This window comes from Streptomyces sp. NPDC046303, from assembly GCF_055588085.1.
On the sequence record NZ_JBVJFA010000005.1, the window covers coordinates 246,770 to 258,984 of the forward strand.

The window sequence follows — 12,215 nt, forward strand, 5'->3', positions numbered from 1 at the left end:
GAAACCCACTTCTCGTTTCAACAGTTCTCGCCGATGACGTCGACGGCGCCGACCTTCCAGGGGGCGCCCTCGCGTTCGCGGATCAGGGTGAAGGCGCCCTGCTGGGAGGGCTTGTCCTCCAGCTGGTCGACGGGCCGGCCGGTCGCGGTGTCGTGGATCAGCCAGCGGTCCAGGTCGACGCAGTCGTGCAGCACCCGGGTGTGCTCTCCGGTGGTCTCCATGCCGGTGACGCGGTGGCCGACCTCGCCGAGCAGGACCTGCCCCGCCTCCTTCGACTGGGCGAGGTTGTCGCGCAGCTCCCGCAGCTGGCCGCCGGTGGCCACCTGTTCCAGGCCCGGATCCTGAGGGTCCGGGGTCCGGTTCGCGGCGAGCCAGGTGCTCCAGTACGTGTCGTACGCCTGCGCCACGTCCGGGCTCGGCGGCCCGGCCGAGGAGCTGGGCGAGCCCTCCGCCCCGGAGGTACCGGAGGCGGCCGTGGTACACCCGGTCGCCAGAGTCAGTCCCAGGACCAGGACCAGCAGCGACGCGGGCACCACCGCTGCCGGCGCCCTCACGCGGAACCGTCCTGGAGGACCTTCTGGGCGAACCTGATCTGCTCGCCCAGGCGCTTCTTCTCCTGGTCCAGGCCCTCCTTGTGGCGTTCGACCAGGCCGTTCTGGTAGGCGGTGAGGACGGCGGTCCAGGTGTCGGTGAGCTTGGTCCGCTGCTTGCAGGACACGTCCGTCGTGGCGGCGGTGATCTCCTCGGAGGTGACCGTCCCGGTCCACCGGGTGCCCTCCATCTGCTGGAGCTCCCAGGGAGTGCCCACCTGGAAGCCCGCCTCGCGCATGCAGCTGCTCCACTGGGCGATGCCGGCGGTGATCCGGCTGTCGCCCCGAGCCCGGTCACCGGCCTGCTGGACGAGTTCGTCGAGCAGTTTGGTGCCGCTCTCGCTGCTCTTCGGATACAGCTTGCGGGTGGCCTCGCCCGAGCAGCCCCCTTCCGGGGCTCCGGGGTGCGGCGCCGCCCCGTCCTGCGGACCGAAGAGCGCGGCCGTCTCGTTCGGGTCGCGTGCTGTCCCGGCCTGCGCACCGCGGTCCGGTAATGCGCCGGAGCGGTATCCGTATTTCTTCGCGGATTCCGCGTCCACCAGGCCGATTCCGCTGGTGGCCGGCTTTGCCGTGGTCTTGGCGTACGTACTCGAATTCTTGAAGGAGGCGAATCCGACGCGACGCATACAGGATTCGGTGAGGATGTCCTGCGCTTGCTCCATCACCTTCTGCTGCGCCTTGTCGAAGGAGTAGGCGTCGAGGGGGAGCGCGGCGTTCGCGGGGTCCGGCTGCGGGGTGACGGTCACCTGGGGTTCGCCCGAGGGGCCGGCCGCCGCGCCCTGTTCCGGGCCCGCCGGACCGGCGGTGCAGGCGCTGAGGGCCGCGGCCGCGACGGCGCCGGCGATCAGCAGGGGCAGCCGTTGGCGCGCGTGGAGCACGATCAGCCTTTCCGTGGTGGGACGGGGGCCGTACACTGCCCGGCGCGCCCGGGGCCGGGACCGATTCCAGCGGTCCCGGCCCCGGGTACGCGCGGGCGCCTGATCAGCAGGGGGTCTTGGCCCACTTGGTGAGCAGGGTCATCGAGGTGTAGCCGGTCACGCTGGTGTTGTTGTTCCGGTGCTTGTCCCACCACTTGTTGCCGTTGATGACGGTGCCCGCCTTGTAGCAGATGGGCGTGATGGTGTGGCTCCGGTAGCCGAGGCCGAGAACGGTGGACGTGGTGGAGGAGTTGGAGCGGATCCGCACCCCGTCCTCGGTGTAGTCGCCGGCGTGGGCGGCGGTGACCGACCCCATGACGATCGCGACGGTGGAAAGCGCCACCGCGCTGAGCTTTGCTGCCTTGCGCACGCTGTCTCCTCTTGATGATCGGACACGTCTTGCTGCAGCCCGAGAGGAATTCCAGCGTTCGGATCCCCCCGGTCCGGAGACAGACGATGGCACGAACACATATGTCGCGCCAGGGGATATCGGGGGTCCGGCCGAGAGAGGCCGGAATTCTTCTTCCCTCGCTCGCGCAGACGTTCACAAGCGTGGTGATCCATTACGCGGTCATCGCAGGAGAGCGCCCTTTGGATAGGCGAAAGCCCCTGATCCTCCGCGAACGGATGATCAGGGACCGCTTGGGGGTTGGCCGGATCTGTGCGCTACCCGGCGCGCTCCGCACCCTCGGCGCCGCCCGCACCCGCGTCTCCCACCGGCTCCGCGTACAGGGCCCGCAGCTCCGAGACCACCCCGAAGGCAGCCGCGGTCAACGGGACCGCGAGCAGCATCCCCAGGATGCCGGCGACGCTCGCCCCGGCCGTGATGGCCAGCATGACGACGGCCGGATGCATCTGCACCGTCCGGCTCTGCACCATCGGCTGGAGTACGTACCCCTCGATCATCTGGACCGCCAGCACCAGGCCCAGCGCCCACAGGCCGACGGCCCAGCCCCGGTCGGCGAGGGCGACGAGGACCGCCACGGCGCCCGACAGGAAGGCTCCGAGGTAGGGGATGTAGGCGGTCACGAACACCAGGGCCGCCAGGCCCAGCGCGCCCGGCACGTCGAGCACCAGCAGCCCCACGCCGATCAGCACGGCGTCGACCAGGGCGATGAAGGTGGTCCCGCGCATGAAGCCCTCGACGGCCTCGAAGGCGCGCCGCCCCATCGCCTCCATCAGGTCGCCGGAGCGGGTCGGGACCAGGGAGCGCAGCGTTCCCACGGCCTGGTCGGAGTCGCGCAGGAAGAAGAAGATCAGCACCAGGGCCAGCAGGGCGGTGGCGAGCATCGTGCCCACCACGCTGAGCCCGGCGACGACGCCGGAGGCGGCCGTGCCGCCGAACTTGGCCAGCAGGTCCTTGGAGTTCTTCGCCACGTCCTCGAGCGAGGTGCCGAGCGCCCCGAAGTGCTCCGAGAGGCTCTGGCCGGCCCGCCGCAGCGCGTCCACGATCTGGTCGCCGGTCTCGATGAGCGCGAGCACGACCACGTACGAGGCCCCGCCGACGACGGCGAGCACGGCGGTCACGACGAGGACGACGGCGCACCAGGCGGCGAGCCGCCGCACGGGCTCGGGAAGCAGGGGGTTCGACACGCCGTCATCCAACCACGGCCGGGTGGGGGCGGCTTGACGGAACGGCTGCGTCCGCAGGCATGGGCGCGTCACACTCCGAGGAGACCCGTCCCGGCGGCATCACGCCACGAGCCCTGAGGAGCAGCTGGTGTCGTCGCAGGAAGTCGATGTAACGATCACTCCGCAGCAGGCCGCCCACGGGGTGATCCTGACCGTTACGCTCCCGACCGGGCCGGCCCGCCTGCGCATCCCGTCCGGCACCCGGGACGGCGAGCTCGTCCGGGTCCGCGTCGGCGGTGGCGAGGTGCTCGCGCGGGTCCGGGTGTCCGGCTCCCCGTCCCCCGCCCGGCCGGCGAGCGCCGGGCCCGCCCCGGCGCAGCCCGTTCCCCCGTCCGCGCCGACGCAGCAGGTACCGGCCCAGCCGGGCGGCGGGAACCCGTTCGCGACGCCGCGGCCCTCACAGTCGGGCGGAGGCAACCCCTTCGCGACGCCGCAGCCCTCGCAGCCGGGCGGAGGCAACCCCTTCGCGACGCCGCCGCCGGCCGCGCCGCGCCGGGGCGGCAAGCCCGTCGTCGGATGGCTGGTCGGGGGCGGCCTCGTCGCGGCCCTGCTCATCGCCGTCATCGCGGCCGGCTCCGGCGACGGCGGCGACAGCAAGGCGTCCGGCTCCGCGACGCCCACCTACTCGGCCGGCCCCGAGCCGTCGTCCTCGTCCTCCAGCCCGTCCTACAGCCCCTCCTCCAGCCCGTCCGCCGCCCCGGCCTCACCCACGCCCCCGGCCACGACCGAGCCGACCGAGGAGCCCGAACCGACCGAGGAGGCGGCCCCCACCCCGTACGACAAGGGCACCTGCCTCAACGGCACCCTGCCGGACTCGACGACGGCGCAGCGCGTCGACGACGTGGAGGAAGTGCCCTGCTCGGCCTCCGACGCGCACTACCGGGTGATCGGCAGCATCCCGATGACCTCCGACATGGACCGCTGCGACGCGTATCCGAAGACGCAGTACGCCTTCTCCCACCGCTACACGCTCAACGGCGCCGTCATCAACGAGTACGTCTACTGCCTGGTCGGTCTCGGCTCGTACGCCCGGGGTTAGGGGGCCCGGCCGGATCAGGCGTCGGGCTGCTTGGAGCGCTCGTACAGCTCGAACCAGATGGACTTGCCCTCACCGCGCGGGTCCACGCCCCAGGCGTCGGCCAGCATCTCCGTCAGCAGGACGCCGCGGCCGCTGGACGCCATCTCCCCCGGATGCCGCTTGTGCGGGAGCTCGTCGCTCCCGTCGGCGACCTCCACGCGCAGCCGGCGCTCGCCCAGCTCGCCCACGGCCTCGGCGACCAGCAGGGCGTCGCCGTCGGTGTGCATGAGCACGTTGGTCACCATCTCGGAGACCATGAGCACCGCCGAGTCCACCTGCTCGCCGTCGGCCCAGTCGTGCAGCAGCTCGCGGATCTGCTGCCGGGCGCCCGCGATCCGCTCCGGTTCGGCCTGGGCCACGGTCAGCATCGTGCGGCGTGCCGGGCGGACCGGGTGCGCGAGCGCCGGGCCGCAGCCGCAGCCCTCTCCCTCGCGGCACAGCAGCACGACGGCTATGTCGTCCTCGCGGCGGTCGGCCAGCGGGCCGGTGGTGTGGTGCGAGGACGGCCCGTGCACGGCCTGGACCAGCAGGTCGGCGAGCTTCTCCAGCGACTCGGCCCCGTGCGTGTCGGACTCCAGGATCGCGCGCAGCCGCGCCCAGCCGGTGTCGAGGTCGTGCCCGCCGGTCTCGATGAGCCCGTCCGTGCACAGCATCATCGTCTCGCCGCGCTCCAGGGTGAACCGGGTCGTGGGGTAGTCGGTGTCCGGGACGATGCCGAGGGGCAGGCCGCCCGCGGTGGGGCGCATCAGGACGGTGCCGTCGGGCATCCGGATCGCCGGGTCGGGGTGGCCGGCGCGGGCCACCTCCAGTACGCCGGTCCGCGGGTCGCACTCCACGTACAGGCAGGTCGCGAACCGGGGGCTCTGGAAATCCGGGTCCTCCGGGTCCCCGTCCGCGTCGGAGTCCTGCGCGGAGCCGAGCCCGGCGAGGAACCGGGAGGCGCGGGAGAGCACCGCGTCGGGCCGGTGGCCCTCCGAGGCGTACGCCCGCACCGCGATCCGCAGCTGGCCCATCAGCCCGGCCGCGCGCACGTCGTGGCCCTGGACGTCCCCGATGACCAGCGCGAACCGTCCCGAGGGCAGCGGGATCATGTCGTACCAGTCGCCGCCGACCTGGAGCCCGCCGCCGGTCGGCACGTACCGGGCGGCGATCCGCATGCCGGGGATCTCCGGGCCGAGCTGCGGCATCATCGACCGCTGGAGGCCGGTGGTGAGTTCCCGCTCCGATTCGGCCACCCCGGCCCGCTGGAGGGCCTGGGCGAGCATCCGGGCCACGGTGGTCAGGACCGACCGCTCGTCGGGGGAGAAGGACACCGGGTGCTTGAAGGCGGCCATCCAGGCGCCCATGGTGCGTCCGGCGACGATCAGCGGCAGGAAGGCCCAGGAGACCCGCCCGAAGCGCTGGGCGAGCGGCCAGGTGGCCGGAAAGCGCCGCTTGTAGTCCTCCGGGCTGGGCAGGTAGATCGCCCGTCCGGTGCGGACCACCTCCGCGGCCGGGTAGTCCGTCTCCAGCCGCATGTCCGCGAAGGGCGCCTCGTCGCCGACGTCGTGCCCGTGGTGCCCGATGATCGACAGCCGGTCGCCGGCCACCCCGAAGACGGCCAGCCCGTCCGGGCTGAAACCGGGCATCGACAGGGAGGCCGCGACCCGCAGCACCTCCGCCGTGGAGAGGGCCTCCGCCAGCGCCCGCCCCGCGTCCAGCAGGAAGGCCTCGCGGGAACGCCGCCAGTCGCCCGTGATCGGGGTGTGCACGGCGGTGGTGCCGGGCTGCGGCTCGGCGATCTCCTGGATGGTGCCGATCAGCTCGTAGTCGACGCGCCCGTCCGTGGTGCGGTTCTCCACCGGCTTGGAGCGGCTGCGCACGGTCCGCAGGACCCGCCCGTCCTCGTCCATGATCCGCAGACGGGCCTCGGCGAGCGTGCCCTCCGCGACGGCCAGCGTCACGATGCCGTTGATCTCGTTCCAGTCCACCGGGTGGAACCGCGACCGCACGGCGACCTCCGGCAGCACCACCGGATCCGCGGGCAGCCCGAGGAGCCGGGCGGCCTCGCCGTCGAGGGTGACCGTCCCGGAGGCGTTGTCCCATCGCCACAGGCCGGTCGCGATGGCGGCCAGGACGTCCTCGGTGCGCACCCGGTCATCTTTACAGGTCATCCGTCCCGCGTGCCTGTTCGGCCGGTGCACCTGCCGCGTTCGCCCGACCCCCGCCGGGCGTGCCCGACCCGCCCCCCGCCCGGACGGTAACCTTGTGAGGGTTGAATCCACCCTGGTATCGCGAAGAACTGGATGACTGATGCATCGGTACAGGTCCCACACCTGCGGCGAGCTCCGCGCCTCTGACGTCAACGCCGACGTCCGGCTGAGCGGCTGGCTGCACAACCGTCGAGACCTGGGCGGCATCCTCTTCATCGATCTGCGTGACCACTACGGCATCACGCAGCTCGTGGCCCGTCCCGGCACCGCCGCCGCCGCCGTCCTGGACAAGCTCTCCAAGGAGACCGTGATCCGGGTCGACGGCAAGGTCGTCTCGCGCGGTGCCGAGAACATCAACCCCGAGCTGCCGACCGGTGAGATCGAGATCGAGGCCGCCGAGGTCGAGGTGCTCGGCGCGGCCGCCCCGCTCCCCTTCACCATCAACACCGACGACGGGGTGAACGAGGAGCGGCGCCTGGAGTACCGCTTCCTCGACCTGCGCCGCGAGCGCATGCACCGCAACATCATGCTGCGCTCGGCGGTCATCGCCTCGATCCGTTCGAAGATGGTGGCCCTCGGCTTCAACGAGATGGCCACCCCGATCCTCACCGCGACCTCCCCCGAGGGCGCCCGTGACTTCGTCGTCCCGTCCCGCCTGAACCCGGGCAAGTTCTACGCCCTGCCGCAGGCCCCCCAGCAGTTCAAGCAGCTGCTGATGATCTCCGGCTTCGACCGGTACTTCCAGATCGCGCCCTGCTTCCGCGACGAGGACGCCCGCGCCGACCGCTCGCCGGGCGAGTTCTACCAGCTCGACGTGGAGATGTCCTTCGTCGAGCAGGAGGACGTCTTCCAGCCGATCGAGCGCCTGATGACCGAGCTCTTCACCGAGTTCGGCGGCGGCCGCGAGGTCACCTCGCCGTTCCCGCGGATCCCGTTCCGCGAGTCGATGCTGAAGTACGGCAACGACAAGCCCGACCTGCGCGCCAAGCTGGAACTCGTCGACATCACCGACGTGTTCGAGGGTTCGGAGTTCAAGGCGTTCGCCGGCAAGCACGTGCGCGCGCTGGCCGTCCCGGACACCGCCGCGCAGCCGCGCAAGTTCTTCGACGGCCTCGGCGAGTACGCGATCTCGCTGGGCGCCAAGGGCCTGGCCTGGGTCCGCGTCGGCGAGGACGGCGCCCTGACCGGCCCGATCGCCAAGTTCCTCACCGAGGAGAACGTCAAGGTCCTCACCGAGCGCCTGGGGCTGGCCGCCGGCCACGCCGTGTTCTTCGGCGCGGGCGAGTTCGACGAGGTCTCCAAGATCATGTCCGGCGTCCGCGTCGAGGCGGCCAAGCGCGCGGGCCAGTTCGAGGAGAACGTCTTCCGCTTCTGCTGGATCGTCGACTTCCCGATGTACGAGAAGGACGAGGAGACCGGCAAGATCGACTTCTCCCACAACCCCTTCTCCATGCCGCAGGGCGGGATGAAGGACCTGGAGGAGAAGGACCCGCTGGACATCCTGGCGTGGCAGTACGACATCGTCTGCAACGGCATCGAGCTGTCCTCCGGCGCCATCCGCAACCACGAGCCCGAGGTCATGCTGAAGGCCTTCGAGATCGCGGGCTACGAGGCCGAGACCGTCGAGCGCGAGTTCGCCGGCATGCTGCGCGCCTTCCGGCTCGGCGCCCCGCCGCACGGCGGCATCGCCCCGGGCGTGGACCGCATCGTGATGCTGCTGGCCGACGAGCCGAACATCCGCGAGACCATCGCCTTCCCGCTGAACGGCAACGCGCAGGACCTGATGATGGGCGCGCCGACGGTGCTGGAGGAGTCCCGCCTGCGCGAGCTGAACATCGCCCTGCGCAAGCCGGTGGAGACGAAGCCCGCCGACGCCAAGCCGATCACCGAGGCCGTCCACCCGGACGCCGCGCGGTAGTCGTACCAGGTGTGACGAAGGGCCCGGGATCGGATGATCCCGGGCCCTTCGCCGTACCGCCGCGTTCCGGTCAGAACCGCTCGAGGAGGCCCTTGAGGAGCGCGGTGGAGGTCAGCTCGCGCGGGGCGGGCCCGGCGTGGAAGAAGCCGGCGTTCTCGGCGTCCAGCTTGCGCAGGAAGTCGAAGGCCTTGGCGTCGTGGTCGCCGAACGCGACGAACTGCCAGTGGATGCCGGGGGCGGCGGTGGCCGCGTCGGCGATCGCCTGGCGGGCGGGGCGGACGTTGTCGGGGGCGCCGTCGGTCTGGAAGACGACCAGGGCCGGGCCCTCGCCGCCGTCCTTGCGGTAGCGCTCGACGACGGCCTCGACGGCGACGTGGTAGCTGGTGCGGCCCATCCGGCCGAGCTCGGCGTGGCGGGCCTCGACCCAGGCCTCGTCGTGGGTGTCGAGGGCCAGGTCGGCGGTGCCGTCCAGCTCCGTGGAGAAGAACACCGTGTGGACGGTGGCCTCGTCGTCGAGGTGCGCGGCGAGGGCGAGGGCGTGGTCGGCGAGGTGCTGGGCGCTGCCGTCCTTGTAGAAGCCGCGCATGGAGCCGGACCGGTCCAGGACCAGGTACACCTTGGCGCGCGCCCCGGCCTTGCCCTTGCTCTTGAGCACCTGACCGGCCGCCTTGTAGGCCCCGGCCACCCCGGGCGCCCGCCGCCGCACCGCGGCCGCGGCATGCGCGGGGCCGTCGGCGACGGCCTCGGGCTCGGCGGCCACCGGCTCGGGCTCCGCCACGGCCTCGGCGGCGACGGGCTCCGCGACGGCGACGGGCTCGGGCTCGGCCTCCACGGCGGACTCGGCCTCGGGTTCGGCGGCGACGGGCTCTGCCTCGGCGACGGGCTCGGCCGCGGTGGCTACGGGCTCTGCCTCGGCGACGGGCTCGGGCTCGGCCTCGGCGGCGACGGGCTCGGGCTCCGCGACGGGCTCGGCCACGGTGGCTACGGGCTCCGCCTCCGCGACGGGCTCCGCCTCGGGTTCGGCGGCTACGGGCTCCGCGACGGCGACGGGCTCCGCCACGGGCTCGGCGGCCACGGGCTCCGCTTCCGCGACGGGCTCCGCCACGACCTCGGCCACCTCCGCGGCCACGGGCTCCGGCTCCGCCTCCGCGACGGGCTCGGCGGCCTCCGGGGTCGGGGCGCCGCCCGCCGGGGCGGGGTCCTGCTGAGCTGCCGCAGGCGCCCGGCGGGCTTCCGGGACCGTGGGGTCGGCGACCGGGGAGGGGTCCGGGGCCGGGGCCGTCAGGACGGTCCCCGGCTCGCGGTCCCGCGGTGCGGACTGCGGCGGAACGGTGGGGTTGTCGAACGAGGCGGCCACCAGCTCGGCCGCCGCGTCCAGGGGGGTGCGCTCCGACTGGCTCGGGAGGGCCGCCGAAGGCGTGCCCGACGGTTCCGGTACCGGTTCCGCAGACCGACCGAACACCTTGCGCAACAAGCTCCGAATACCCATGGGCCAGGCCTTTCGCATGAGTGCGTGCGTCATTTGTCCGTGCTGCGCGGATGATCCCTGCCCAGAGTGGACACGTAAGGTTATCGGCCGCCCGGCTGGAACTTCGGCAGGGGCGCCTTTCGTGGCGTCCGGCTCCGATCCGCGCGCACACCCCGTCCGAACTCCCGCCCCGACGTGCCGGGTTCACCGATCGTTCATCCCCGCGCCGCCGCTTCGGCGCCACCCGGGCCTAGCGTCACCGCTGGATCGTTCCGACAGGTTGTCGGCGCCCACGCAGCTACTCGGAGGAAACTCGTGCGCAAGCTCCTGCCGTTCATCGGCAACCCGCATGGGGGCGGCCGTTCCGCTCTCACCTGCCGCTACCGCTGTGGCGACGCATGCTTCCACGAGGTGCCCAACACCAGCGACAACGAGTACGCCGGCGATGTCATAGCCCGCGCGTACTCCCGCCGCTCGATGCTGCGTACCGCCGCCGTCGTGACGGTCGCCGCCGCCGGTGGCACCGCCGTCGCCCTCGCCGGCCCCGGCCAGTCCGCCAACGCCGCCCCGGCCGGCGAGGCCGAGGCCGCCGGTGCGGGCAAGAGCGGCGAGGCCGCCCGCGGTCTGCGCTTCAAGGCCGTCGCGCCGAACACCGCCGACCAGGTCACCGTCCCCGAGGGCCACGAGCAGAACGTGGTCATCCGCTGGGGCGACCCGATCCTCAAGGGCGCCCCGGGCTTCAACCCGGACCAGCAGACCGCCGCCGCCCAGGCCGGCCAGTTCGGCTACAACAACGACTTCCTGAGCCTGCTCCCCCTCGGCGACGCGTACGAGCGCCGGCAGCTCCTGGTGGCCAATCACGAGTACACCGACGAAAACCTCATGTTCAAGGGGTACGACCCGGCCAACCCGACCCGCGAGCAGGCCGAGATCGCCTGGGCCGCGCACGGCCTGTCCGTGGTCGTCGTCCAGGAGGACCACCGCAGCGGCAAGCTGACCGCGGTCTCCCGCCACCACCTCAACCGCCGTCTGACCGCCACCAGCGAGTTCAAGCTGGCCGGCCCGGCCGCGGGCAGCGCCCTGCTGAAGACCTCCGCCGACCCCACCGGCACCAAGGTGCTCGGCACCCTCAACAACTGCGCCGGCGGCACCACCCCGTGGGGCACGATCCTGTCCGGCGAGGAGAACTTCAACCAGTACTTCGCCAACGGCGACAGCGTCACCGAGCCCGTCCAGGCCGCGCGCCTGAAGCGCTACGGCATCACCGGCGCCGCCTCCGAGCGCAAGTGGGAGCGGTTCGACAAGCGCTTCGACGTGGCCCGGGAGCCCCACGAGGCCCACCGCTTCGGCTGGGTCGTCGAGCTGGACCCGTACGACCCGGACTCCGTCCCGCGCAAGCACACCGCCCTCGGCCGCTTCAAGCACGAGGCCGCGCAGCCCCGCCTGACCGAGGACGGCCGCCCGGTCGTCTACATGGGCGACGACGAGCGCTTCGACTACTTCTACAAGTTCGTCTCGTCGAAGCGGATGAAGAAGGGCAATTCGCGCGCGGCGAAGGAGCACAACCTCACGCTGCTCGACGAGGGCACCCTCTACGTCGCCAAGCTGACCGGCGACTCCCCGGCCGCCGAGATCGACGGCTCCGGCACGTACCCCGCGGACGGCGAGTTCGACGGCGTCGGCGTGTGGATCCCGCTGGCCACCGGCACCACCTCCCACGTGCCCGGCATGACCGCCGAGGAGGTGTACGTCTTCACGCGTGAGGCCGCCGACAAGGTGGGCGCGACCAAGATGGACCGCCCCGAGGACGTGGAGCCCTCGCCGCGCACCGGCCGCGTGTACGTCGCGCTGACCAACAACAAGGACCGCGGCAAGGCGGGCAAGGCCGGGGCGGACGAGGCCAACCCGCGCAACGGCAACAAGCACGGCCAGATCCTGGAGCTCGCCGAGAACTTCGACGACCCGGCCGGCGACGGATTCGCCTGGCGGCTGTTCCTGGTCGCCGGTGACCCGAACGACCCGGCGACCTACTTCGCCGGCTTCCCGAAGGACAAGGTCAGCCCGATCTCCTGCCCGGACAACGTGGCCTTCGACCCGCACGGCAACCTGTGGATCTCCACCGACGGCAACCAGCTCGGCTCCCACGACGGCCTGTTCGGCGTGGCGACCTCAGGTGAGCGCCGCGGCGAGCTGAAGCAGTTCCTGACCGTCCCGCGCGGCGCCGAGACCTGCGGCCCGATCATCCAGGACAAGCGCGTCCTGGTGGCCGTGCAGCACCCGGGCGAGCTCGACGGGGCCTCCGTCGAGAACCCGCAGTCCGCGTGGCCCGACGGTCCCGGCAAGCTCGTCCGCCCGGCCGTCGTCTCGGTCTGGCGCAAGGACGGCAAGAACATCGGCGTCTGATCCCGACGCCGGGCGAC

The 12,215-nt window shown here is 72.2% G+C and carries 9 protein-coding genes; 3 read left to right on the plus strand and 6 right to left on the minus strand.

Going from position 1 to position 12,215, the window contains the following annotated elements:
- Positions 1-17: 17 nt before the first annotated feature.
- The 4 genes from ACZ6I1_RS07745 to ACZ6I1_RS07760 all read right to left on the minus strand — a co-directional run bounded on the left by ACZ6I1_RS07745 (position 18) and on the right by ACZ6I1_RS07760 (position 3,100).
- Positions 18-554, minus strand: a complete 537-nt coding sequence (locus tag ACZ6I1_RS07745) for a hypothetical protein (RefSeq protein ID WP_469284284.1) — start codon at positions 552-554, stop codon at positions 18-20.
- Positions 551-1,468, minus strand: a complete 918-nt coding sequence (locus ACZ6I1_RS07750; RefSeq protein ID WP_469284286.1) for a hypothetical protein — start codon at positions 1,466-1,468, stop codon at positions 551-553. The genes ACZ6I1_RS07745 and ACZ6I1_RS07750 overlap by 4 nt, the downstream gene beginning before the upstream one ends.
- 103 nt (positions 1,469-1,571) lie before the next feature.
- Positions 1,572-1,877, minus strand: a complete 306-nt coding sequence (locus ACZ6I1_RS07755) for a hypothetical protein (protein ID WP_469284288.1) — start codon at positions 1,875-1,877, stop codon at positions 1,572-1,574.
- Between the two features lie 296 nt (positions 1,878-2,173).
- Positions 2,174-3,100 (minus strand): AI-2E family transporter, encoded by a 927-nt coding sequence (locus ACZ6I1_RS07760; protein ID WP_469284290.1) that lies wholly within the window; start codon positions 3,098-3,100, stop codon positions 2,174-2,176.
- Positions 3,101-3,227: 127 nt separating this feature from the next.
- On the opposite strand from ACZ6I1_RS07760, the gene ACZ6I1_RS07765 reads away from it, so the two are divergent.
- Positions 3,228-4,178: an LppU/SCO3897 family protein gene (locus tag ACZ6I1_RS07765; protein ID WP_469284293.1), complete on the plus strand. Its 951-nt coding sequence runs from the start codon at positions 3,228-3,230 to the stop codon at positions 4,176-4,178.
- A 14-nt stretch (positions 4,179-4,192) separates the two neighbouring features.
- Here the strand turns inward: ACZ6I1_RS07765 and ACZ6I1_RS07770 are convergent, their stop codons facing one another.
- Positions 4,193-6,349: a SpoIIE family protein phosphatase gene (locus ACZ6I1_RS07770; RefSeq protein ID WP_469284407.1), complete on the minus strand. Its 2,157-nt coding sequence runs from the start codon at positions 6,347-6,349 to the stop codon at positions 4,193-4,195.
- A 160-nt stretch (positions 6,350-6,509) separates the two neighbouring features.
- Between ACZ6I1_RS07770 and aspS the strand changes: the two genes are divergently transcribed.
- On the plus strand, positions 6,510-8,327 hold the full coding sequence (gene aspS, locus ACZ6I1_RS07775; RefSeq protein ID WP_469284295.1) for an aspartate--tRNA ligase: 1,818 nt from the start codon (positions 6,510-6,512) through the stop codon (positions 8,325-8,327).
- A 70-nt stretch (positions 8,328-8,397) separates the two neighbouring features.
- On the opposite strand, the gene ACZ6I1_RS07780 is transcribed toward aspS, so the two are convergent.
- Positions 8,398-9,816, minus strand: coding sequence for a VWA domain-containing protein (locus tag ACZ6I1_RS07780; protein WP_469284298.1), 1,419 nt, complete (start codon positions 9,814-9,816; stop codon positions 8,398-8,400).
- 294 nt (positions 9,817-10,110) lie between these two features.
- Between ACZ6I1_RS07780 and ACZ6I1_RS07785 the strand changes: the two genes are divergently transcribed.
- A complete protein-coding gene (locus tag ACZ6I1_RS07785) occupies positions 10,111-12,198 on the plus strand; it encodes a PhoX family protein (protein WP_469284300.1) in 2,088 nt (695 codons plus the stop codon).
- Positions 12,199-12,215: the final 17 nt, after the last annotated feature.